This is a genomic window from Mesorhizobium sp. GW821-FHT07A06 (assembly GCF_059419085.1).
Window position 1 is genome coordinate 63909 of record NZ_JBWKRC010000010.1, and the last position, 22772, is coordinate 86680.

Consider the following 22772-nt stretch of genomic DNA (forward strand, 5'->3'; position numbering starts at 1 on the left):
GCGCAACCAGCATGGCAGAGCGGTGTGTCGTCGTGACCGAAAGGAGTTCGACTTATGGCTACAATCCAACAGGAACCGAGCACCACCAGCCGTTTGGGCACGGTTCAGCATCATTCAAAGATCGTCCAGTTCGCTAAGGAGGCGGCCAGGGAAGCGTCCGATGAGACGTCAACCTCCGTTGAAATCTTCTCAGACGGCGGCAACTGGTACTGCCGGGTCCGTCGCGGCGATGAAAAGACCCGGCCGATGGGCCCCTATACCAAACAACAGGCTGAGCGGATCCAGGAGGCTCGGAGAATGTTGATCGCCAAAAGAGGTACCGCTCGGATCATCTTCGAGTAGGGCGGGCACCGCCACGATCACGCCGGCCAGCGCACTTCTCGCTATAACGATCGTTCGTCATCAGTTAGTTGAAACGTTACGTGGAAGGCCTCCGGCTTTTGAGGGTTGCCGCATTGTGAAGCTGCGTTTCGCGGCAGGACGTCTGTTGACGTTCCCCCTTTGCCCAGCCGGCATCATCTCCAACCCAATGGAAGGAAAGCTCAATGGGCTACAGGTCAATCGTTCTCAATCTCGACATCGACGGTATGGTCGCTCCTGTAATCAAGCTTGGTGTCGATCTGGCCCAGCGCTTCGATGCGCGCCTGATAGGTCTCTCGGCGGCTGACGTTCCGCCGCCTGTCGTGATGGAAGGAGGAGTGGCCTTGAAGGCGAGAGCATGATGCACCAGCGGAAGAACATCGAGCGACGAATTGAGGACCTCCGCGCGGAGTTCGAAGGCCTTGCTGGCGCAACGGTTGGTACGGAATGGCGTGGGGCTGTGGGCAATCCGACCCGCTTGCTGATCGAGACGGCGCTCGTGGCCGATCTCATCGTCACAGCGTCGCCCGAGGGCGCCTCCTCTGGTAACGTTCATCGTTCCACCGACCTCGGCAACCTGATCCTTCAGGCAGGACGGCCTGTATTTGTCGCCTCGACCAACCAGGAAAATTTCCGCATCAACAAAGTTCTTGTCGGATGGAAGGACACGCGTGAAGCCAGGCGTGCGGTTACTGATGCCATGCCCTTTTTGCAAATGGCTCGGGAGGTTCGTGTCATTACGATCGATAGTGATGCAACCGACGAAACCTGGAACAGCCTGGACGATGTTGTTGCCTTACTTTCTGACCACGGCGTAAAGGCACGGGCGGAAGTTTTTCCAGAAAGATCCGATGGCGGAACGATCGCCGATGTGGCCGACGCGATGCATGCGGATCTGATCATATCCGGCGCCTACGGCCACAGCAGATTCAGGGAGTGGATTTTCGGCGGTGCTACCCGCTCGCTGCTTGAAAATGATAGACTGAACAGGGTCATGACGAATTGATCGCAAAACAGCAATAGTGGATGCGAATTGTCAAAAGCTGACAGACCCGCGCATGCCGCCCAGTTCTCGGGTAGTGCCTCAGTTTGGATTTCGGCGGGTGGGGTAGTGTCTCAGTTTGAAATTTTTGCGACCTCAGAGCGACCATTCAGCCAAGCCTCGCGATGTGCTATGATTCGTCTTATGGGCAAGAAGCAGAAGACCAAGCAGGCGATTGATGCGCCGTTCGAAGGCGGATTTGAAGCGGAAGCCGCCTACTATGCCCGCAAGGTTGGCATAACCAGAGATGAAGCCGCCAAGATCATCCGGGAAGCCCACGGGCCGAAGCTCTCGATAGTCCGCAAGGACGGCGTGAAGGGCAGGTAACGGCTTAGGCGACCTTCTTTTTGTACGGACCGCGCTTGCCCGGCTTCGGCGCTACAGCGTCCATCTTCTCGCAAGATCGCCCATCGACCAAGCGTCTGCGACACGCCAGCCGCAATTTGCCGGAAACGTTCTTCACATTCGCGTCGACAACGACCAGATTTCTTCGCACTGGACGCGCTTGGAAACCACGTTGCGGACTTCGCGGTCGTGGAAATCGACGCAGAATTTGCTGACACCGACAGGCAGCTTCGAAACCGTGGTGAGCGACACATCGGCAACGCGGGAGATCGCCCGCATGGACGATCCCTCGCAGAACATGGTCTCGGCTGCAGGCTTATCGGACGAGAGAACATAATTGTTATCGCCTTCCGTGGCGATCAACATCCAATTCCGCTTGGTTGACTGGGTTTGACAGGCGAACGTCCACGTATCGATCACCTCGACAACCTGCCGGGGATCGCCGGCGACGATCGCATCGTTGGCCGAGCGTGTAACGCTGACCACATCGGAAACGTACCGAACAACAACCTCGGCGGTACCGTCCTCCTCGAGAGTATCGACGACCTTCGCTTCGCTGGTGCCGATGAAGGTAAGATGCAGCGTCTCGTCGCGATCGCGGCGTCCAGCTATGGCTCGCTCGAAGGTGTCAAGCACTTCCGGCTCGACAAGGCGCTTCAACGTCTGGATGTCACTGTCCGCATAGGCCCGCAGGATAGTTTCGTAGGCTGTCTTGGCGCCAGCCAGAAACGCGGCGACGTCGAAATCCGGGTCGATCTTTCGAATCCCCTCCAAGGAAGCGTCGGCGGAGGAGGTGCGTTCATCACTGCCGGTCCGATGGTCCGTCGGCGCATCGTCCCGCTTGGCCTTGTCGTCGCCGGAGCGCGGCAGAAGTTGACCCCAACTGCCCAGTAATGCCCAAGCCCAATAGAAGGCGATGATCGCCACGAGCAGTATCTGGTTGTTTGGATCTGTGGTCTCGTTCATGTCGTTCTCCCGACAAAATGTCGAAGTGACAGCAGCACCGATTTGGAACAGGAGGCGAAGCTAGAGAATGCGCGGCAGCTTCTCCCACTGATGGAAGGGCGGCGGCGATGGCAGTTGCCATTCGAGCGTAGTCGCCCCTTCGCCCCATGGATTGGCGCCAGCCTGGCGTCTGCGGCTGAAAGCTTCCGCCACCGTGATGAAGAAGACGACAAGTCCGGCCGTTGAAATGTAGGACCCGATCGACGAGATGAAGTTCCAGCCGGCAAAAGCGTCGGGGTAATCGGCATAGCGTCGCGGCATGCCGGCCATTCCCAGAAAATGCTGAGGGAAGAAGACGAGGTTGACGCCGATGAACATCAGCCAGAAATGCAGCTTGCCTATCTTTTCATTGTACATGTAGCCGGTCATCTTCGGGAACCAGTAGTAGAAGCCTGCGAAGATGGCGAAGACGGCTCCCAAGGACAGCACATAGTGGAAGTGGGCGATCACAAAATAGGTGTCGTGCAACGAGCGGTCGATGCCAGGGCTGGCGACCATTATCCCGGTGACGCCGCCGATGGTGAAGAGCAGGACGAAGCCGATAGCCCAGAGCATCGGCGTCTTGAACTCGATCGACCCGCCCCACATCGTGGCCAGCCACGAGAACACCTTCACGCCTGTCGGAACGGCGATAACCATCGAGGCGAAGGCGAAGTAGCGCTGGGTGTCGACGGAGATACCGGTCGTATACATGTGGTGCGCCCAGACGACGAAACCGATCGCGCCGATCGCTACCATCGCATAGGCCATGCCGATATAGCCGAAGATCGGCTTTTTGGCGAAGGTCGAGATGACATGGCTGATGATGCCGAAGCCGGGAAGGATCATGATGTAGACTTCGGGGTGACCGAAGAACCAGAACAGATGCTGGTAGAGGATCGGATCCCCGCCGCCTTCGGGGGCAAAGAAAGTCGTACCGAAGTTGCGGTCCGTAAGCAGCATCGTGATCGCGCCGGCAAGCACGGGCAGCGACATGAGAAGCATGAAGGCGGTGACCAGCATCGACCAGGCAAACAGAGGCATCTTGTGCATCGTCATGCCGGGTGCGCGCATGTTGAAAATGGTCGTAATGAAGTTGATCGCACCGAGGATCGATGACGCTCCTGCAAGGTGGATCGAAAGGATGACGAGGTCGACGGCAGGGCCGGGTTGGCCTGAGGTCGACAGTGGCGGATAGAGCGTCCAGCCGCCGCCATGGCCGAGCGTGCCGGGCGCTCCTGGAACGAACATCGAGGTGATGAAGAGGACAAACGCCATCACCAGGAGCCAGAAGGAAATGTTGTTCATGCGTGGAAAAGCCATATCGGGCGCGCCGATCATGATCGGCACCATCCAGTTGCCGAACCCCCCTATCAGCGCCGGCATGAGGACGAAGAAGATCATGACCAGCCCATGGGAACTGACGACGACATTGTAGGCCATCGGATTGCTGAATATCTGCAGGCCGGGCTCCTGCAACTCCATGCGGATCAACACGGAAAGCGCCGTGCCAAAGACCCCCGTCATGATCGAGAACAGCAGGTAAAGCGTCCCGATATCCTTGTGGTTCGTGGACCACAGCCATCTGACGAGAAAACGGGGCTTGCGGTCATCCAAGACTGTGGCTGGATTAGACATGATGTGCTTCCTGCTCTTCACTGATTGCAGGCAATACGGACTCAACGGTGGACGGCATCTGCGATCCGCCGTCACACGGGAATCAGGCCTTGCCCGCACTCATTCAATCATCCGTGACGATCACATCCATCGGAATGTCGTGTGGCTGGGGATAGATCGTCTGGATCCTGCTGCCGGCGTAACCGACGCCGACGACGAGCGGCCGCTTCGGCGCGGCGGCCAGGGTCCGGTCGAAGAAGCCGCCGCCATAACCCAGGCGATAGTTTGCCTGGTCGAAACCGACGACGGGCGCGATGACCACATCCGGCTGGACCGATGGCCCGTGTGACGGGACAAGAATGTTCCAGACGCCGCGTTCGAGCGGGTCTCCCGGCCCCCAGATACGAAACTCCAGCGGCCAGCCTTTTTTGATGACGACCGGCAGCGCGATTCGTCCGCCGCGCTCGATCACCCGGATCGCCCAGTTGCGGAGATCGGGCTCGCCGCGGAATGGCCAATAGCCGCTGACGATCCGCCCGCTCACCCGACCGACAGCCAGATCGAGAGCGGAAGCGATGCGCAAAGACCTCGCATTGCGTTCCTCGGCGTCTACCGCGAGACGCTCATCGATCAGACGCTTGCGTTCCGCCTTGCGCCATCGGCAGACATCGGGCCATGCGTCCTGGACGATCGGCTCGGCGCCGTATCCGGGGACAAGTTCGTGCATGAAGCATGGCGGAGAGGCGTATTCTCTCGTCTCCGGGTAAGCATCCTCCTGATCAGGCATCGCACACTCCATATTCGTTGCAGCGGAAACCCGCATCGCCTGACCTGGACGTTGCGCCGCATGAAACAGGAAGGCAAACGGAATTAAATGCTGTATTGATGCAAGATTATTGCACTGAACTGGGAGCTGTGATGGATATCGACCGCGCGCGCACGTTTTTGGAAATCGTCCATTCCGGCAGCTTTCTGAGAGCTGCCGACCGACTCCATGTCACCCAGACAACTGTCAGCGCGCGGATACGCACGCTCGAAGAAGAGCTCGGGCGTCAGCTCTTTATCCGCAACCGCAATGGCGCGCAGTTGACGCCATCGGGTCGGGAGTTCGAGCGGTTCGCCCAGTCATTCGTGCAAATCTGGGAACGGGCACGGCACCAGCTTGCCATCCCATCGGGACGGACAAGCGTCGTTGCCTTGGGCGGAGAGCTCAGTCTATGGAACCCGCTGCTGCTCGACTGGCTGGTCTGGATGAAGAAGGCCAGGCCGGAAATTGCCATCCAAGCCCAGGTCGGCGTGCCGGACCAACTCCTCGAGCAACTGAGGACTGGCGTTCTGGACATTGCGGTGCTCTATGCGCCGAAGCTGCTACCGGGTTTCAGGGTAGAGCTTCTCGTGGAGGAGCAGCTCGTCCTGGTTCGGACCACGGACAAAGACGGGGAACCTGCCGGCTCCAAGGACTATGTCTATGTCGATTGGGGGCCGCTGTTTGCGGCCCAGCATGGTGCCAGTTGCTCTGCCTTCGGCGAGCCGGGACTGATGGTCGGCCTTGGTCCGCTTGGGCTGAGCTACATCCTGCGCGCCGGCGGAATGGGTTATTTCCGCAGGGGCGCCGCGGCTCCCCATATCGAGGCGGGACAGTTGGAGGTCGTGGAAGGCGCGCCGGAATTCACCTATCCGGCCTATGCCGTATATCCGGACGCAAACGAGGCGCGAGCCGACGTGCAGGAGGCACTGCGCGGCCTGAAGCAAGTTGTGAAATGACCGCTCCTCCAGGCGCGAAACCACGGCCCGCGTGACTGGAAGGATGGATCGCCAAGGATTCAGCGAACATGCCTTTTCCGTTCTACACCATCGGCCATTCGACACGGTCGATTGCCGAATTCGTTGCCCTGCTGCGGGTTGGAGAGATCGCCCTGGCGGTCGACATAAGGACCATCCGGCGGTCGCGGGCGAACCCGCAGTTCAACAGCGAGGTGCTTCCGGAAAGCCTGGCGGTGTTCGGGATCGGCTATGAATACATTGCCGAGCTTGGTGGCCTGCGCGGCAAGGCGCGCGACATCTCACCGACACTCAATGCATTCTGGATCAACCAGAGCTTTCACAACTACGCCGATTACGCGCTGTCGGCAGAATTTCTTGACGGCCTGAACCGGCTTGTGTCCCTCGGCAGGCGGCAGCGATGCGCCATCGTGTGCTCGGAAACGCTCTGGTGGCGCTGTCACAGAAGAATCGTCTCAGACTACCTGATCAGCCGCGGCGAGTCCGTTTTTCATCTGATGGGCCGTGACAAGGTCGAGCCGGCGAACCTCACGGACGGTGTGAAGGCAAGGCCCGACGGAACGCTTGTCTACCCGCCTTCACAGCCTTCGGGATAGTCGAGCCCTCAGGCGGCCGACGGACCCGGGTCGTCGAACCCGGTGTCGAAAGCCGCCATGACTTTGTTCTCCGCTTTGTCCTGCAACTCATCGGAATGATGGACGACGCGCAGAACTGGTCCGCCCGCTCGCCACGAGCCCGGTGCGGCACCCCCCGCCAGCTTCAATCTCTCGCGCCTTGCGGCTTCCGGCTGATAGACCACTTCATGCACGGTCAGCGTTTCAAGGCCGCCGTCCACAGTCGGAATGGACATGGACTGACCTTCTGCCAGACCGAGCAGCGCCAGGCCGCGCGGATTGGTGATAGGCAAAAGCATGCCAATCAGACCTCGCATCTCGTCATGTGCGACGATGCGGGTTTCGGCAGGGCCGTCGTTTACCCGATAAGCCACGCGGCTGCTGAGCGTCACGACGGTTGCCGGAATGTCCTCCCGAAACACTACAACCGCGCTCGAAATCTTCCGTTGAAGGATAGCCGAGAGGGTTTCGTCGCGAGCCGGATGGCGCTCCTGCATCGCTTCAAGAATGGTGTAGTCCTTGATGGTCAGTTGGCAGCTATCGATAGTGGGCATGGCACGTCTCCTGCCGGGCCCGTGAAAAGGGGATCCGGCGTCAAGCATTTGATCGGGTGTGGAAAGCTACCCCTGTGCCGGACCAGGGCAGGCCGGCGCAGGGGTCAGACTCCTGCGATCAGGCTGCCTGCGTGATTGAGGAGACGGATGGAAACGCCCATGTCTAGACGTCCGCCGCAATCGCCGAAGACGCTGGTGTGCGCCGATCGGCTGCATCGCCTTCTGGAGCGTGCTGGTTCACGGCAAGCACCGACAGTTCGTGCCGGCGCCCATCGCGCGCGGTCCACATGATCGACTGCCCGGCCGAGAGGCCGATCAGGGCTGTGCCAATCGGAGTGAGGATTGAAACCTTGCCTTCAGAGATATCCGCATCGCCTGGGAAAACCAGCGTGACTGTTTTGGCGTCGCCCGTGTCGGGCTTGAATGTCACCGCTGAGCCCATCTGAACGATGTCGGCGGAGACCCAGCCATCGGCGACGATGCGCGCGCGCTCGAGTTCGGCGAGCAGTTCATCGGACGCGTCCGGATTTCGTGCCGCCACAGTGCTCGCAAGCACTGATAGACGCGCGTGGTCCGACTGCGAGATTCGGATGTTCGGCTTGCGCCGGGTTTTCGTATTGTCTTGCATTTGAATACTCGTACTTCTGCTCGGACCAGCCGCCCACCGAGGGTGCCGGAACCGAGCCAATTCGTGAAAACTTGATGGAACGCCGATGCTCCGGAGGCTTGAGGCCCTGCGGGACCATCCCATGTGAGTAAACGCACCGCCCCTCGGCTCGGGGCGCGCATGGCAGCCGAGCCGGGGGTTACAGACCCGCGATGGGGCAAACCCGGAAAAGAAAATCGCGACGAATTTTGACGGCGGCGTTCATAAGACCATAGTTGGTGAAGCAATCCGGGAAGTCAAGACAGCCACCTCGGTGAAATTTAGCGGGCGTCAATTCTGAACTAGTCAGAGCGAGCACCAAGCAACGTTCTTATCACCAGCTCTCTTCCGGTCCTGTTTATCCCGGTCCCGCTCGGTCTTTCTTCCGCCAGTCCGAGGAAAACAAGGCGTTCGGCCAAGATTTTCGATAGAGATGGGTAAGGTCCGCGGTTCATTCGCTTGAGTGTCGTTTGCTCCTCTTCGGTGAGATCGTCCCAGATAACCGTCATTGAGGGCCACCCTCCTTGTTTGCACTGTCAACCCGATGCCGATTCTGGATTGTCCAGCGATGGGCTGCGACCGTGAATTCATTGAGCCCCGAAGATCTCGATCCTATGGAACGGCATCTATACCGACAATGCCGCCTTCATTCTCCAGAACGCCGATCCGCTTGACTTCCGAGCGGTTGAGTTTCAGGCGAACGCCGATACCGCCGCCGTTCTCGGCGATAAAAACGGCGCCGGCACTTTCAAGCGCGGTTTGCAGCATGTCGCAGATATCCTGGTCGGGAAGGTTGATCCGGCGCTCGAATTCTTCGATGACCAACGCATCCACCCCTGAATTGCCGGCGAGCTTATCACGGGTCCATTCGACCAGCGCGCGAGCGGCACGGCATTGAGCACCAGTGATCATCATAAAATCTCCTGCTACCGTTTTCGGGCCCGAAATCACCGCTTGCTGAAAGCCAGGACACTCCGGGTGCGCAGCTTCATCCAATCAAAAGTGCATATCGAAACCGAAAAGGGAAGGGCCGCGCCACTCACCGCAATCGAAATCTTGATACAAAATAATTGTGCTAAAGCGGCAATAAATTTCGTTTGTCTTGCGGACAAGGATAAGGGATGCTCCGCCGTAGCGAAATTGATAGGATCGGGTGCCAGCAGGTCTCAGCGCCAGAGGGAACTCTTGGCGATATCGCGCGAAGGGCACCTTGGGCTCGGCGATGATGATAATGGACAGGCTTGAACACGATTTCGGCAGAATACTTTCCGGCCCGGACATTCGGCGTCATGTGGTCGGTCGAATGGTATCTGCCAATCGCCTTGACGCAGACGACGACATCCCAATCGCACCTGCGGATGACAACGCTCTCAAAACGCGGCTGCGCGAGGAACTGCTCCTGCAAGCACAGACCCGGCTGCCGATCACCTATGCAAGACTGGCCGAGAGCATGACTGGTTCGGAAGCAACAGGCCTGATCCGGGGTGCACTCGAACAACTGATGGACGACGATGCGGACGAAGGCCTGCCATTGCTTGCGGCTGTTGCCGTGAAGACGCTCGATCCCGGTTTGCCCGCTCCCTGGTTCTTCCGGAAAGCCGAGGGTATGGGGCTGTTCGCTGGCGATCCGGCCGATCTGGAAGCGTACGCTTTCCATGCAAGGGAGTTTTATCGCGCGATCCATCGCCATGCTGGCAACGGGCAAGGCTCTGGAACGACCTTGCCGCCGGTACTGCCGCCTGCAGACCGGTGAAGGAGAACGAAATGCTGATCGCCAAGGACGTCATGACGTCACCGGTCATCGCGGTTGGGCCGCACAGTACGGTTGATGAGGTTGCCGATGTCCTTCTGTCGCACGGGATCAGCGCCGTGCCGGTGATTGATCGCGGTGCGCTGCTGGGCATCGTTAGTGAAGGAGACCTGATCCGCCGGGCAGAGATCGGCACCGCCCCGCAACATCGTTCCTGGTGGCTTCGGCTTTTCGCCAACAACGCCGCTCTTGCAGAAGGCTATGTCAAGTCTCATTCCGAGCATGTGACCGACGTCATGACAAAGCAGGTTGCGACTGTGGTCGAGAGTACGCCAGTCGTCGAGATCGCAACCCTGCTTGAACACAATCAGATCAAGCGTGTCCCCGTGCTTCGCGACGGACAGGTGGTGGGAATCACCAGTCGCGCCAATCTAGTGCGAGCTTTGGTCGTTGCCAGGAAAGGTTGGCGCGCTCCGGTCTCGCATGACGACAGCAGTATCAGGCTGGAGATTGTTGACGCCTTGCGATCCGAATCGTGGCCTTCGACCGGAAGTTCGGACGTGACCGTGACCAACGGCGTGGTTACGTTCTGGGGAGCTTACCTGTCGGAACAGGAGCGGAAAGCTTCGCTCATCCTGGCTGAAAACACCGCTGGCGTGCGGGCTATCGATGATCACCGCATTCCCCTCGATATGACCTATGTCGTGGTCTGAAGGGGCGGATAGCGCTGGACCAGAGTATGCCCTTGATGCAGACAGTCCCGATTTCCGAAGAGCAGATTCGACAACTAGTCGACTCCATCTACGGCAAGATCCGCGCCGACGCGGATCTCGAGCCGATTTTCGAGCGCGTCGTTGCCGGCGATTGGGAAACGCATCTGGCGAAGATGTACGATTTCTGGTCCTCAGTCATGCTGACGACCGGGTACTACAAGGGAAGTCTCGTCGCGGTCCGCAAGCACATGGGTGGGTTGGAGATCGGTCTGCTCGACCGGTGGCTCGCCTTGTTTGGCGACAGTTGCGACGAATTGCTGGACAGCGAGACTGCTGGACTCTGTTGGCTGAAGGCCGCCCACATAGCTGAAAGTCTGAAGCTGTTCTTGTTCTATCGCCCTGAACGGCCATGCATGAGAAACGCCGCATGACGTTCGTGGTCACTGACAATTTCATCAGATGCAAATACATGGACTGCGTGGAAGTCTGTCCCGTGGACTGTTTCTATGAAGGCGAGAACATGCTCGTCATCCATCCCGATGAATGCATCGATTGCGGCGTCTGCGAACCCGAATGCCGCGCGAAGGCCATTTTTCCCGGCACCGCGCCTGGTCTCGACGATTGGCTCGCGTTGAATACCGAGTACGCGTCTGTGTGGCCTAATATTGCGATCAAGCGCGATCCGCCCACCGACGCCAAGGCGTTCGACGGCGAAGCGAACAAACTCGCGAAATATTTCTCGTCGGAACCTGGGCTGGGCGACTGATCAAATGAACGCATATGCGCACCCGCCGTCGCCTCTTTATCTGGGCATCGACACCGGCGGCACGTACACCGATGCCGTGCTATGGTCGGAATCTACAGGCATCGTGGCCAAGGCCAAATCGCTGACCACGCGACACGATCTTGCCGAGGGCATCGCCGGCGCCGTCGACGCTGTTTTATCCGAGGCTGCCATCGAACCCGGAGCGATCAAACTCGTCTCGATGTCGACCACGCTCGCAACCAACGCCCTCGTCGAAGGGCAGGGCGGACGGGTCGCGCTGGTGATGATCGGTTTCGCTGAAGCCGATCTTGCCCGGAACGGATTGTCAAAAGCCCTCGGCTCCGATCCCGTGATCTTCTGCCCGGGCGGGCACGACGTCCACGGCGATCCGCGTTCGCTGGTGCTGGACGCTCTCGCGGCCGCATTGCCGTCTCTCGCCGAAACGGTCTCAGGCGTCGCCGTGGCCTCCTATTTTGCGGTTCGCAATCCCGAACATGAGATCGCAGTACGTCACGTCATCCGCGAGCGTACCGGGCTTCCGGTGACCTGTTCACACGAACTGTCGTCGAAACTCGGCGGCCCGCGTCGGGCGCTGACCACGCTTCTCAACGCCCGGTTGATCTCAATGATCGATCGCCTTGTCAATGCCACCGAGGGCTTTCTGGCAAGACGCGCGATCGTAGCTCCGCTGATGGTCGTGCGCGGCGACGGCGCGCTCATAACCGCAGAATTCGCCCGCGCCCGGCCGATCGAGACCATCCTGTCAGGACCAGCGGCAAGCCTGGTGGGCGCGCGGTACATGACCGGCATCGATGACGCGGTGGTGTCCGACATCGGCGGCACCACCACCGACATCGCCGTTCTGGACGGCGGCCGACTGCGGCTCGATCCGGAAGGCGCCACCGTCGGCGGAATGCGAACCATGGTGGAAGCCGTCGCCATGCGCACCTTTGGCCTCGGCGGGGATTCGGAAGTCTCGCTTCATGAGCGGTCGCTGACTTCGACGATCGTGCTTGGGCCCCGTCGGCTCGTGCCGCTGGCGCTGGCCGCGGTGAAGCATGACGATGCCATATACAAAGGCCTCAAGCGGCAATTGCTCAGCCCTAACACCAGCCGGCTGGACGGCCGCTTCGCATTGCGCACGGGAGTGCCCGAGCGTCTCGCTGCCGGCCTGACAGTTACCGAGGCGCGGCTTTATGCTGACATTTCGGCAATTCCCGCCGCGCTTGATCGGCTGCTCGTATCGACGTCACAGGTCGCAACGCTCAATCGCCTGGTCGCGCGCGGTCTTGTGCATATCGCGGGCTTGACGCCATCCGATGCAGCCCATGTGCTCGGCCGGCAAGGGAATTGGGATCCTGTCGCGGCTCGACTGGGCGCCGAATTGTTCGCACGCAAGCGCGACGGCCAGGGGCATCGTGTCGCCAACGGCGCAGAAGCATTCTCCGAGATGGTTCTCACCGCCGTCACCAGGCGTTCGGCCGAAGCCATTCTTGAAACGGTCTTTGCCGAGGACGGGCTGGATGGCGGCGTCTCCGTTGCCAATCCGCTGGTTCAGCGGGCGGTTGGCCGCCGAGGCGGCATGGCGCGGCTTTCGATCGCGCTCGACCGGCCGGTGATCGGCCTAGGGGCCTCTGCAGCGCTCCATTATGTCGGTCTCCCGCAGTTGATCGGCAATGACTGCAGCATCGCCGAACACGCCGACGTCGCAAATGCGCTGGGTGCCGTCGTTGGGCAGGTGCGGATGTCAGCGCAAGCGCGCGTCAGCCAGCCGGAGACCGGGCTTTTCCGTCTGAATTCGGGCGAGCGGCTGGACGACTATGACACCGAGGACGAAGCAATGGCTGCCGCCGAAGCCCACATTCGTGTCTTGGCGGCAGGCCTTGCCGAGCGCGCGGGGACCGATCAGGCGCGGATCGAGATCGCACGGGACATAAGGGTTGCTACAATCGAAGGCGAGCGCAGTTTCGTCGAAGCCATTGTCGTCGCGACAGCCACCGGGCGGCCGCGCATCGCGTCCTGACCTAGATCGGCCGCCCCGGTGGACATGGCCGGCACGTCACGCACGCTGGAGCGCTTCGCCGATCCGAAGGCCGATGCAGGCCTGGTGCCGGTCAGTGCTCCGCACGCCAGCGGTACTTCGCAGTGGATACATGTGCCGTCGACCGCCAGCATATCGTCGCCGACGCGTACCAGGACCACCAGCTAACCCGGCGGCATTGGCATTATCGCAATTGCCACGATGAACACACTAGCCGCTAGGTCGGGGTCGGTTTCCACTGGCTGTTGCGATGCCATCTCGGTTCTCCTTCACGGCCCTGACGGCGTACGTTGATCATGCGCCGGACATGAAATTGGATGCAGCGCCTTTGGAAAAGTTCCCATGGTTCGTCATAGTTGGGAACCTTCGTCCCCGTGTCGTGCCGGTCGGGAACCAATCTTCGCTGGGCGCGTCCAATGGTTCGAACGTGGAACTGGAGAGACAGATGGACCTGCATTCGCAAATTCTGGACGGCACCGAAGACGGCGTGCCAGCCGCCCAGGGAAACTCAGCGGGAAACGGCATGCCCAGGACAGTCGTACGCGCTCGTCCGACGCGCTTCGATGCAGAGGCCGCGGTCAGGACGCTGATCTCCTGGGCCGGCGACGATCCGGCCCGGCCCGGGCTTGTCGATACTCCTGCGCGTGTCGTGCGTGCCTACGAAGAGTGGTTTGCCGGCTATCAACAAGATCCTGCGGGGCTGCTCGAACGGACGTTCGATGAGATCGGCGGTTATGACCAGGCAGTCGAGTTGCACGACATCGCGTTTCACTCTTTCTGCGAACACCACATGGCAGCAATCCGCGGCAAAGCGTACATCGCCTACATGCCCGTCAACCGCGTGGTGGGTATCTCCAAATTGGCAAGGGTTGTCGAAGCCTGCGCCCGCCGCCTGCAGATACAGGAGCGGCTCACCGAGGACATCGCTCGCGCCATCGAGGATGCCCTGCAGCCTGGTGGAGTGGCTGTCGTGCTTGTCGCCGAGCATGGCTGCATGACATCGCGCGGCGTCCACGCGCACGGCACGCGCATGGTCACCAAACGCATGCTTGGCGTTTTCGACACGAACGTCGATCTCAGGCGTGAATTCCTGTCGTCGATCCCTGTATGACGAATTTCCGGGAACCCTTGTTGTCGAGACCTATCTATTGAAGCGCAAGGAGACTGCTTATGTCGTACGTTCGACGAGACGCGACCGAAATCATCGCTGCCTCTGGCGACCTGGAATTGGCACAGCGCGCCATGGCGCGCGACGGCGCCGCCTTCCGGACCGTCATCAAGACGCATAACCAGCGGCTTTACCGCATCGCGCGCGGCGTGGTGCGCAACGACGCCGAGGCCGAGGACATTGTCCAGGAGGCCTATGTCAGGGCCTTCCCCCATCTCGAGAGTTTTCGCGGCGATGCCTCACTCGGCACATGGCTGTCGCGCATCGTCATCAACGAAGCGCTGGGCCGCCTGCGCAAAAGACGGCGAACGGTGGCGATGCCCGAAAACCCGCAGGCCGAGATTATCCAGTTCCCTCTCAACCCCAGCGACGATCCGGAGCGGACCATGGCGCAACGGCAGATCCTCCAACTCGTGGAACGGGCAACCGACAGCCTTCCCGATGTCTACCGGATGGTGTTCATGGCGCGGGTGATCGAGGGCCTGAGCATTGAAGAGACTTCAGAACTGCTCGGCGTGCGGCCACAAACCGTGAAGACAAGACTGCACCGCGCCCGCGCCCTTCTGCGCAAGGCGCTGGATGACCAGATCGGGCCAGTGTTGCTCGAGGCCTTCCCCTTCGCTGGTCGGCGCTGCGAACGGCTGACAGCTGCCGTGATGAAGCGGCTCGGGCTGGAAGACTGACCCTCGTCAGATTCAGCAGATTTTAGCGGGAACGTTTGCCGCCGCCCCGCATCCAATAACCGTCAACCGAAAAAAACTGGCCGGCGCGCTTCCCGCGTCCGGAGAAGGAGATTTCATGCTTATTCGTCACACAGCCACCCTGGCCGCGCTGCTTCTGCTCGGCACTGCCCCGCTCGCACAAGCTGCCGACAAACCGACCGACCCGCAGATCGCCCACATCGCCTACACAGCCGGCGTGATCGATGTCGAGGCGGCCAAGCAAGCACTGAAGAAATCGAAGAACAAGGAGGTGCTCGCCTTCGCCAAGGACATGGTACGCGACCATGAGGCGGTGAATATGCAGGCGCTCGATCTGGTCAAGAAACTCAAGGTGACGCCCGAAGACAACGCCACCAGCAAGGCGTTGACGAAAGCCGCGGCAGAAGAGCGAGCAAAGCTCGCCAAACTCAAAGGTGCGGCCTTCGACAAGGCTTACGTCGACAATGAAGTTGCCTATCACAAACAGGTCGACAGTGCTCTCGAAACGCTGCTCATCCCGTCGGCCAGCAATGCCGAGTTGAAAAGCCTGCTGGAGACCGGGCTGAAGATCTTCCAGGGCCATGAGCAGCATGCCGAACATGTCGCCAGTATGCTGAAATGAGGCCGGCGCTGATGGTACCGAAACGCCATCTTTGGATTGCACTGGCGCTGACAGTCATTGCCGCGCCGGTGAAGGCCGAAACCATCCAGGTCACCATTGACAAGCTGGTGTTCTCGCCGGCGACGGTCGAAGCGAAGGTTGGCGACACGATCGAGTGGGTGAACAAGGACATGTTCGCCCACACGGCCACCGTCAAGGGCGGCTGGGAGGTGATGATCCCACCAAAGAAGTCCGCAAGCCTGACATTGAAGGCTGCGGGAGCGGTCGACTATTTCTGCCGCTTCCACCCCAACATGAAGGGCCACATCGCGGTGGCGCCGTAGCTGAAGCATGGGATCGCGGCAGACGCCGCGATCCCACAATTTGGGAGATACGTCGTGCCCAAGGAGGTTGCACAAGCAAAGACCGCGTTTGTCCTTGCGGGCGGCGGCAGCTTCGGCGCCATTCAGGTTGGCATGCTGCGTTCGCTCGCGCGCCGCGGCATTGCGGCTGATATGGTTGTCGGTTCGAGCGTTGGCGCACTGAACGGGGCCTACTATGCCGGCGATCCCACGATTGAAGGAATCCGGCGGCTGGAGACGATCGGGCGCGGATTGCGCCGGAGCGACGTCTTTCCGTTGACATTGAAAACCATGATCGGGTTCATGTACCGCCGCGATTTTCTGGTGACGTCGGACGGGCTGCGCCAACTCGTCGATCGGAACGTGCCTTACCTCAACCTGGAAGACGCGCCGATCCCCATACATATCGTGACGACTGATATTCTGACAGGTCGAACAGTCGTGTTGTCGAAAGGCTCGGCCGCGCAGGCCATCATCGCCAGCGCAGCTATTCCGGCGGCCTTCGCCCCGGTGCAGCATGGCGATCTCTATCTTGCCGATGGCGCCGTATCGAGCAACACGCCAGTCAAGGTGGCGGTAGCACAAGGTGCACAGCGCCTGATCGTTCTGTCCACCGGCTACGCCTGTGCCCTCGACAAGCCTCCTGCGGGAGCGGTCGCGAACGCGCTGCACGCCTTGACGCTGCTTGTCGCGCGGCAATTGTGGAGCGAACTGGAGGGACTGGACGGCAGCATCGATTTTTTCGTCCTGCCGCCGCTCTGCCCGCTGGTCGGGTCGCCCCATGACTTCTCCCAGACAAGCGATCTGATCGAGAGGGCCGCGAGCAGCACCGAGGCTTGGATCGCCGCGGGCGGTCTCGACCGACCGGGTGTCCTTGCGCAGCTAGGCACGCACAAACACGCAAGTTAAGGCGTGCGCCATCTCAACACAGCAAAAAACTGGAATCGGTCAGACGCATTTTTCGACCACGGAAGGCATCGTTTTTAGAAGGAACGATACGTGATCGAAAGAAACCACAGGATGGGCGTTTCAACAGTTATTTGCAGCAAAATTCTTGCATCAAACTAACAATATCATTCGTTTGTCTTGGCCAAAACTCAGATGCAATGGTCGCGCCTGGCAGCCGGCAGAGCTTTCGGATGCGAGTTCCGCCACGCTCCCTAATCAGGCAAAAAGCACAGCCGGGACTGTGCCAAAGGAAGTGATCAGATGACGGCATTCGAGTTTCCGGGCCCAGGCTTTACGGCCGAGCAATGGGAACGGATTAACGCCCTGACGATCTCGCTGAAGCCCGGACAGGGGCTCTGGATCAGCGGCTACTTCGCCGGGATCGATCACGGCGCGCGCTCACTGCTCGCAGACATTGCTTCTCCATCACCATCTGACCACTCTGTGTCGGTCGCGCCACTAGCGATTTCCTCGCGATCGCTGACGATCCTGTTCGGCAGCGAGACCGGCAACAGTTCCGCTCTCGCCAGGACACTTGGCGAAGTCGTCCGCAGGCAAGGACTTGAGCCAATCCTGGTTGACATGGCTGACTACAAGCCGCGCAAGCTCAAGGACGAGCAGGACATCCTGATCGTCACCAGCACCCATGGCGAGGGCGATCCACCGCTTTCAGGCATGGGCTTCTTCGAATTCGTCGAGAGCCGCAAGGCGCCGCGCCTCGAAGGCGTGCGCTATGGCGTGCTTGCACTTGGCGATTCCACCTATGAACACTATTGCGAAGCGGGCAAGCGACTCGATCGGCGACTGGCCGAACTTGGCGCGTTGCGACTGCAGGACCGGGTCGATTGCGACGTTGATTATGAAGACGAGGCCGCTGGCTGGATCGCGACTGCGGTCGCCAATCTCGCGCCAGCCGCTTCCGGACCAGCTTTGCAAAAAAGGGCGGCTGGTCCTGCAAGCGCTTCTTCCGTGGCAGTAGTTGAAGCCCCGACATTCGACAAGCGCACGCCATTCCCAGCAGCCATCATCGACAATCTTGTACTCACCGGACGTGGATCGTCCAAGGAAACCCGGCATATCGAACTGTCGTTGGCAGGCTCGGGACTCTCTTTCGAACCGGGTGACGCACTTGGTGTGATGGCACGCAACGATCCAGCCCTAGTCGAAACGCTGTTGGATAAGCTGTCCCTTGGCGCCGATGCAAGCTTGTCCGTCAAGGGGCTCACGACCACGCTCGTTGTCGCGCTGACCGAGCACCTGGAAATCACCGCTGCCACGCCGCGCTTCCTCGACCAATGGGCAGAACTCACAGGCGCAAGCAAGCTTCAGGAATTGCGTGGCGAGCACCAATTTCAGGCTCGCGCCGCGTTTCTGCGTAACCACCACGTCATCGACATCGTCCGCGAGTTCCCGGTTCCGGGCATCGATGCGCAAACCTTTGCCGCAGGACTGCGGCCTTTGCAGCCGCGGCTCTATTCGATCGCATCGAGTCCTTCCGCCGTGCCCGATGAAGCGCACCTGACGATCGCCACCGTGCGCTATGATCTGCATGGCCAGCCGCGCGCCGGCGTCGCTTCTGGCCACTTCGCCGAACGTGGCGCACCGGACGCGACAATACCGGTCTATGTCCAGGCCAACCCGCATTTCCGTCTGCCGGACGGTCATGTTCCCATCATCATGATCGGTGCAGGCACCGGGGTCGCGCCTTACCGTGCATTCCTGCAGGAACGCGAAGCGCAAGGAGCCGCGGGCAAATCCTGGCTGTTTTTCGGCGAGCGCAATTTCAACAGTGATTTTCTCTACCAGACCGAATGGCAGCGCTTCCTGAAGGATGGCGTGCTCAGCCGCATGAACGTTGCGTTCTCTCGCGACGGCGTGGCGAAAACCTATGTCCAGCACCGTATGCTCGACCATGCACGCGAAGTCTACGCCTGGCTGGAGGAGGGCGCGCATGTTTATGTCTGCGGGGACGGCACGCATCTCGCTCCGGACGTGCATGCCGCCTTGGCTGGCGTGGTGCAGCAGCAGCGGGCATGCGGCAAGGCCGAGGCCGCAGACTATCTTGGCGCCTTGCAGCGCGACCACCGCTACCAGATCGATGTCTATTGAGGCTCGCATGACAGTGCACCAGTCAAATACGGACCGTAGCCGGGACCTTTCGCAGCCGCTGGAAAAACTCGGGGCCGACGAGAGGATGAAGGCGAATAGCGATCAGTTGCGTGGCACCATAGCGGCGGGCCTCGTCGAAGAGCTTACTGCCGCCGTGCCCGGTGACGACATCAAGCTGATGAAGTTCCACGGCCTCTACCAGCAGGACGACCGCGACATCCGCGACGAACGCCGTCGGCAAAAGCTTGAGCCGGCCTATACCTTCATGGCCCGGATCCGCCTGCCAGGCGGTGTCTGCAGTCCCAGCCAATGGCTGAAGCTGGACGAGCTCGGGCGCGCATACGCAGGCGAGACGCTGCGGTTGACAACGCGTCAAACGTTCCAGCTGCATCGGGTCAAGAAGCAGAATTTGCGCGCGACCATGCAAGGTCTGCGCGACGTGCTTCTGGACACCAAGGCAGCCTGCGGCGACGATTCCCGCGGTGTCATGTGCTCGGTCAATCCTCGGCTCTCCTCATTGCACGCCGAGATCTACGCGCTGGCCAAGCGCGCCAGCGATCATGCGATTCCCAAGACCGGCGCCTATCGCGAGATATGGTATTGCGAGGAGCGCACGGAGGTTTCAGGGCCGGAAGAACCGCTCTATGGTCGCACCTACATGCCGCGAAAATTCAAGATCGGCTTCGTCATTCCGCCGATCAACGACATTGACGTCTATGCGCAGGATCTGGGCTTCATCGCCATTGCCGCCAACGGCAAGCTTGAGGGCTTCAACATCGCCATTGGCGGCGGCATGGGCCGCACCGATCAGGCGCCCAAAACCTATCCTAGACTGGCCGACGTGATCGGTTTCGTCGGCGTCGACAAGGTGCTGCAGACTTGTGACGCGGTCATGCAGGTGCAGCGCGACTATGGCGACCGGGTCGATCGTGGCCGCGCGCGCTTCAAATACACCATCGACGACAAGGGCCTCGACTGGATCAAGGCCGAGATCGAGGCAAGGCTCGGTTTTTCGCTAGCGGCCGCCCGGTCGCATGAGTTCACTTCGAATGGTGACCCGATTGGATGGACGCGTGGAGAGGACGGGCGCGAGCACTGCACCCTCTTCATCGAGAACGGCCGTGTCATCGGCACTGTCATGGATGGCCTGCGTGCAATCGCCCGTATCCACGAGGGCACGTTCCGCATCACGCCGAACCAGAACCTGATCATCGCCGATATCGCGCCTGAGGCCCGGCCTGGCATCGAACGTCTGATGAAGGAATTCGGGCTCGACCGTCTAAACGGGGGAAGCGGCTTGCGCCTGAATTCGATGGCTTGCGTTGCGCTGCCGACCTGCGGTCTCGCCATGGCTGAAAGCGAGCGCTATCTGCCCGACCTCATCGACCGGATCGATGCCATCCTGGCCACACATGGCCTGACGGACGAGCCGATCACCATTCGCATGACCGGCTGCCCCAATGGCTGCGCGCGTCCCTACATCGCTGAGATCGCCCTGACCGGCCGCGCGCCCGGCAAGTACAACCTCTATCTCGGTGGCGGCTTCCACGGCCAGCGGCTCAACAAAATGGTTCTCGAAAACGTCGGTGAGGCCGCCATTCTGGACATGCTCGGGAAGGTGATCGGGCACTTTGCTCGGGATCGGCGGCCGGGCGAGCGCTTCGGCGATTTCGCCATCCGCACTGGGTATGTCGCGCAGGTGACGGAAGGCCGGCATTTCAACGACTGACGCTTCAAGATCAAAACAGGAAGGACAAATCATGTCATTGCAACTTGGCCAGACCGCCCCAGATTTCGAGCAACAAAGCACCCAGGGGAAAATCCGCTTCCACGAATGGCTCGGCAATTCGTGGGGCATCTTCTTCAGCCATCCGAGGAATTTCACCCCGGTCTGCACCACCGAACTGGCGGAGGTCGCCCGTCTCAAGCCGGAATGGGAAAGGCGCGGCGTCAAACCGCTCGGCCTCTCGGTCGACGACGTCAAGGCGCACAATCTTTGGGAAAAGGATATCGAGGAGACGCAGGGGCAGGCGCTCAACTTTCCGATGCTTGCCGATACCGACAAGAAGGTCGCCAACCTCTACGCCATGATCCACGCCGAGACGGATCCTAATGTGACGGTGCGCGCTGTTTACATCATCGATCCGAACAAGAAGATCCGCCTCAGCCTGACCTATCCGCCGAGCGCGGGCCGCAATTTTTCCGAAATCCTGCGCGCCATCGACAGCCTGCAACTGACCGACAATCAGAAGGTTTCAACACCGGTGAACTGGGAGCCGGGCCAGCCGGTCATCATCTCGCCAAGCCTCACCAATGAGCAGGCAAATGAGCGGTTCCCCCAAGGCTGGAAGGAGCTTCGACCCTATCTGCGCATGGTCCAATTGCAGGGCTGATTTCCGGCCAAAAGCCGCTCCTGAAGTGCGAGGTCGCCACCATGACAAAGCCCAGAGATCCGCGGACCATAGCGGCGGCGAACGGTATCGCCGCCGACCGTGGCTTCGGCGCGGTAACGCCTCCGGTCTATCTTTCGAGCACTTTCGTTTTCCAGGGCTATGAGCAGGCGGGGCGTTACGAATATACGCGGGCCGGCAATCCGAGCCGCGACATGCTGGCCGATACATTGGCGAGGCTGGAAGGCGGCGCCGGCGCGGTCGTCACATCCTCCGGCATGGCGGCGGTCGATCTGGTGCTGGGGCAGTTGAGACGAGACGATCTCGTCGTTGCGCCGCATGATTGCTACGGGGGCACCTACCGGCTGCTTTCAATTCGCCGTGACAAAGGGCATTTCGATGTAATCTTCGTTGATCAGGGCAATGCCGCGGCTTTGTCGGCCGTGTTGCTGAGGAAGCCGGCCCTCGTCTTAATCGAGACACCCAGCAACCCGCTGATGCGCGTCGTCGACATCCGCTCGATCGCTTCTCAGGCGAAGGCCGTCGGCGCGAAGGTTGCCGTGGACAACACCTTCCTGTCGCCTGCTCTTCAGCGGCCGATCGCGCTCGGTGCGGATTTTGTCGTCCATTCGACCACAAAATATCTGAATGGCCATTCCGATGTGGTAGGTGGCGCCGTCGTCGCGACGCAAGAGAGCGATGCGTACGCTCTCGCCGAATGGGCCAAGATCACCGGCGTGGTAGGTGCGCCGTTCGATGCCTACCTGACAATCAGGGGCCTCCGCACGCTGTTCCCGCGTATCGAGCGGCAGCAAGCAAGCGCGGCGGCAGTGGCCGTTTTCCTGCAAAAGCAGCCGCAAGTCAGCGCCGTCCACTATCCGGGTCTCGAATCCCATCCCGGCCATGCAATCGCCAAGGCTCAGCAAGCCGGGTTCGGAGCGATGCTGAGCTTCGAACTGGCAGGAGGCGTGGAGGCGGTTCGGCGCTTCGTCGAAGCGGTCGAGGTTATCACGCTAGCCGAGTCTCTCGGCGGCGTCGAAAGCCTCGTTGCCCATCCGGCTACCATGACCCATGCCGGAATGGGCGCCGAGGCCCGAAAGGTCGCCGGAATAAGCGACAGCCTTCTGAGGCTATCGGTCGGCCTCGAAGCGGAGACTGATCTGATCGCCGACCTTGAGCTAGCGCTTTCCAAAGCCGCTGCCTGGGAGGGCCGATCTACTGGGAGAAGACGAGGTTAAGAAACGGCGCTATCGACACCGTCGCTAGTTGCTATAGCTTG

The 22772-nt window shown here is 60.5% G+C and carries 27 protein-coding genes; 21 read left to right on the forward strand and 6 right to left on the reverse strand.

Annotation, left to right across the window (positions count from 1 at the left end; genetic code table 11):
* Positions 1-54 precede the first annotated feature (54 nt).
* The 4 genes from AC07SZ_RS26265 (at position 55) to AC07SZ_RS26280 (ending at position 1729) form a co-directional block, all read left to right on the forward strand.
* On the forward strand, positions 55-342 hold the full coding sequence (locus AC07SZ_RS26265; RefSeq protein ID WP_494916497.1) for a hypothetical protein: 288 nt from the start codon (positions 55-57) through the stop codon (positions 340-342).
* Positions 343-545: 203 nt separating this feature from the next.
* A complete protein-coding gene (locus AC07SZ_RS26270; RefSeq protein ID WP_494916499.1) occupies positions 546-722 on the forward strand; it encodes a hypothetical protein in 177 nt (58 codons plus the stop codon).
* Positions 719-1366, forward strand: a complete 648-nt coding sequence (locus AC07SZ_RS26275; RefSeq protein WP_494916500.1) for a universal stress protein — start codon at positions 719-721, stop codon at positions 1364-1366. The genes AC07SZ_RS26270 and AC07SZ_RS26275 overlap by 4 nt, the downstream gene beginning before the upstream one ends.
* Before the next feature lie 180 nt (positions 1367-1546).
* Positions 1547-1729 carry a hypothetical protein gene (locus AC07SZ_RS26280; RefSeq protein WP_494916502.1) on the forward strand — a complete coding sequence of 61 codons (183 nt, stop codon included), beginning with the start codon at positions 1547-1549 and terminating at the stop codon, positions 1727-1729.
* Positions 1730-1861: 132 nt separating this feature from the next.
* On the opposite strand, the gene AC07SZ_RS26285 is transcribed toward AC07SZ_RS26280, so the two are convergent.
* The 3 genes from AC07SZ_RS26285 to AC07SZ_RS26295 all read right to left on the reverse strand — a co-directional run bounded on the left by AC07SZ_RS26285 (position 1862) and on the right by AC07SZ_RS26295 (position 5135).
* Positions 1862-2674 carry a Tim44/TimA family putative adaptor protein gene (locus AC07SZ_RS26285; RefSeq protein WP_494916503.1) on the reverse strand — a complete coding sequence of 271 codons (813 nt, stop codon included), beginning with the start codon at positions 2672-2674 and terminating at the stop codon, positions 1862-1864.
* A gap of 99 nt (positions 2675-2773) precedes the next feature.
* Positions 2774-4369 carry a cytochrome c oxidase subunit I gene (gene ctaD, locus AC07SZ_RS26290; RefSeq protein ID WP_494916504.1) on the reverse strand — a complete coding sequence of 532 codons (1596 nt, stop codon included), beginning with the start codon at positions 4367-4369 and terminating at the stop codon, positions 2774-2776.
* 103 nt (positions 4370-4472) lie between these two features.
* Positions 4473-5135 carry a 5-formyltetrahydrofolate cyclo-ligase gene (locus AC07SZ_RS26295; RefSeq protein WP_494916622.1) on the reverse strand — a complete coding sequence of 221 codons (663 nt, stop codon included), beginning with the start codon at positions 5133-5135 and terminating at the stop codon, positions 4473-4475.
* 17 nt (positions 5136-5152) lie between these two features.
* On the opposite strand from AC07SZ_RS26295, the gene AC07SZ_RS26300 reads away from it, so the two are divergent.
* Both AC07SZ_RS26300 and AC07SZ_RS26305 read left to right on the forward strand, forming a co-directional pair.
* The gene (locus tag AC07SZ_RS26300; RefSeq protein WP_494916505.1) at positions 5153-6112 is read left to right on the forward strand and encodes a LysR family transcriptional regulator; all 960 of its coding nucleotides are present in this window, start codon (positions 5153-5155) and stop codon (positions 6110-6112) included.
* A 68-nt stretch (positions 6113-6180) separates the two neighbouring features.
* Entirely contained in the window at positions 6181-6726 is a 546-nt protein-coding gene (locus AC07SZ_RS26305; RefSeq protein ID WP_494916506.1) for a DUF488 domain-containing protein, read from the forward strand.
* Between the two features lie 8 nt (positions 6727-6734).
* Here AC07SZ_RS26305 and AC07SZ_RS26310 read toward each other — a convergent pair whose 3' ends face one another.
* The 3 genes from AC07SZ_RS26310 to AC07SZ_RS26320 form a co-directional block, all read right to left on the reverse strand.
* Positions 6735-7298 (reverse strand): GreA/GreB family elongation factor, encoded by a 564-nt coding sequence (locus AC07SZ_RS26310; protein ID WP_494916508.1) that lies wholly within the window; start codon positions 7296-7298, stop codon positions 6735-6737.
* Between the two features lie 163 nt (positions 7299-7461).
* The gene (rnk, locus tag AC07SZ_RS26315) at positions 7462-7926 is read right to left on the reverse strand and encodes a nucleoside diphosphate kinase regulator (RefSeq protein ID WP_494916510.1); all 465 of its coding nucleotides are present in this window, start codon (positions 7924-7926) and stop codon (positions 7462-7464) included.
* A 630-nt stretch (positions 7927-8556) separates the two neighbouring features.
* Positions 8557-8940, reverse strand: a complete 384-nt coding sequence (locus AC07SZ_RS26320) for an XRE family transcriptional regulator (protein WP_494916511.1) — start codon at positions 8938-8940, stop codon at positions 8557-8559.
* 235 nt (positions 8941-9175) lie between these two features.
* On the opposite strand from AC07SZ_RS26320, the gene AC07SZ_RS26325 reads away from it, so the two are divergent.
* The 15 genes from AC07SZ_RS26325 to metB all read left to right on the forward strand — a co-directional run bounded on the left by AC07SZ_RS26325 (position 9176) and on the right by metB (position 22731).
* Entirely contained in the window at positions 9176-9697 is a 522-nt protein-coding gene (locus tag AC07SZ_RS26325) for a hypothetical protein (protein ID WP_494916513.1), read from the forward strand.
* A gap of 11 nt (positions 9698-9708) precedes the next feature.
* Positions 9709-10407, forward strand: coding sequence for a CBS domain-containing protein (locus tag AC07SZ_RS26330; RefSeq protein WP_494916514.1), 699 nt, complete (start codon positions 9709-9711; stop codon positions 10405-10407).
* Positions 10408-10433: 26 nt separating this feature from the next.
* Positions 10434-10838: a group III truncated hemoglobin gene (locus AC07SZ_RS26335; protein WP_494916515.1), complete on the forward strand. Its 405-nt coding sequence runs from the start codon at positions 10434-10436 to the stop codon at positions 10836-10838.
* A complete protein-coding gene (gene fdxA / locus AC07SZ_RS26340; RefSeq protein WP_494916517.1) occupies positions 10835-11173 on the forward strand; it encodes a ferredoxin FdxA in 339 nt (112 codons plus the stop codon). The genes AC07SZ_RS26335 and fdxA overlap by 4 nt, the downstream gene beginning before the upstream one ends.
* 4 nt (positions 11174-11177) lie before the next feature.
* Positions 11178-13196: a hydantoinase/oxoprolinase N-terminal domain-containing protein gene (locus AC07SZ_RS26345; protein ID WP_494916518.1), complete on the forward strand. Its 2019-nt coding sequence runs from the start codon at positions 11178-11180 to the stop codon at positions 13194-13196.
* 24 nt (positions 13197-13220) lie between these two features.
* A complete protein-coding gene (locus AC07SZ_RS26350) occupies positions 13221-13382 on the forward strand; it encodes a hypothetical protein (RefSeq protein ID WP_494916519.1) in 162 nt (53 codons plus the stop codon).
* Between the two features lie 355 nt (positions 13383-13737).
* The gene (gene folE, locus AC07SZ_RS26355) at positions 13738-14325 is read left to right on the forward strand and encodes a GTP cyclohydrolase I FolE (protein ID WP_494916623.1); all 588 of its coding nucleotides are present in this window, start codon (positions 13738-13740) and stop codon (positions 14323-14325) included.
* Positions 14326-14384: 59 nt separating this feature from the next.
* On the forward strand, positions 14385-15065 hold the full coding sequence (locus tag AC07SZ_RS26360) for an RNA polymerase sigma factor (RefSeq protein ID WP_494916520.1): 681 nt from the start codon (positions 14385-14387) through the stop codon (positions 15063-15065).
* Between the two features lie 115 nt (positions 15066-15180).
* Positions 15181-15705 carry a DUF4142 domain-containing protein gene (locus AC07SZ_RS26365; RefSeq protein ID WP_494916522.1) on the forward strand — a complete coding sequence of 175 codons (525 nt, stop codon included), beginning with the start codon at positions 15181-15183 and terminating at the stop codon, positions 15703-15705.
* Between the two features lie 11 nt (positions 15706-15716).
* Complete coding sequence (locus tag AC07SZ_RS26370; RefSeq protein ID WP_137935146.1) at positions 15717-16028, forward strand: cupredoxin domain-containing protein; 312 nt, start codon at positions 15717-15719, stop codon at positions 16026-16028.
* 54 nt (positions 16029-16082) lie between these two features.
* On the forward strand, positions 16083-16955 hold the full coding sequence (locus AC07SZ_RS26375) for a patatin-like phospholipase family protein (protein WP_494916524.1): 873 nt from the start codon (positions 16083-16085) through the stop codon (positions 16953-16955).
* Between the two features lie 300 nt (positions 16956-17255).
* Positions 17256-19103, forward strand: a complete 1848-nt coding sequence (locus AC07SZ_RS26380) for an assimilatory sulfite reductase (NADPH) flavoprotein subunit (protein WP_494916525.1) — start codon at positions 17256-17258, stop codon at positions 19101-19103.
* 7 nt (positions 19104-19110) lie between these two features.
* Complete coding sequence (locus tag AC07SZ_RS26385) at positions 19111-20832, forward strand: NADPH-dependent assimilatory sulfite reductase hemoprotein subunit (protein WP_494916526.1); 1722 nt, start codon at positions 19111-19113, stop codon at positions 20830-20832.
* A gap of 31 nt (positions 20833-20863) precedes the next feature.
* A complete protein-coding gene (locus tag AC07SZ_RS26390; protein WP_494916527.1) occupies positions 20864-21496 on the forward strand; it encodes a peroxiredoxin in 633 nt (210 codons plus the stop codon).
* A 41-nt stretch (positions 21497-21537) separates the two neighbouring features.
* Positions 21538-22731, forward strand: coding sequence for a cystathionine gamma-synthase (gene metB / locus AC07SZ_RS26395; RefSeq protein ID WP_494916528.1), 1194 nt, complete (start codon positions 21538-21540; stop codon positions 22729-22731).
* Positions 22732-22772 lie beyond the last annotated feature (41 nt).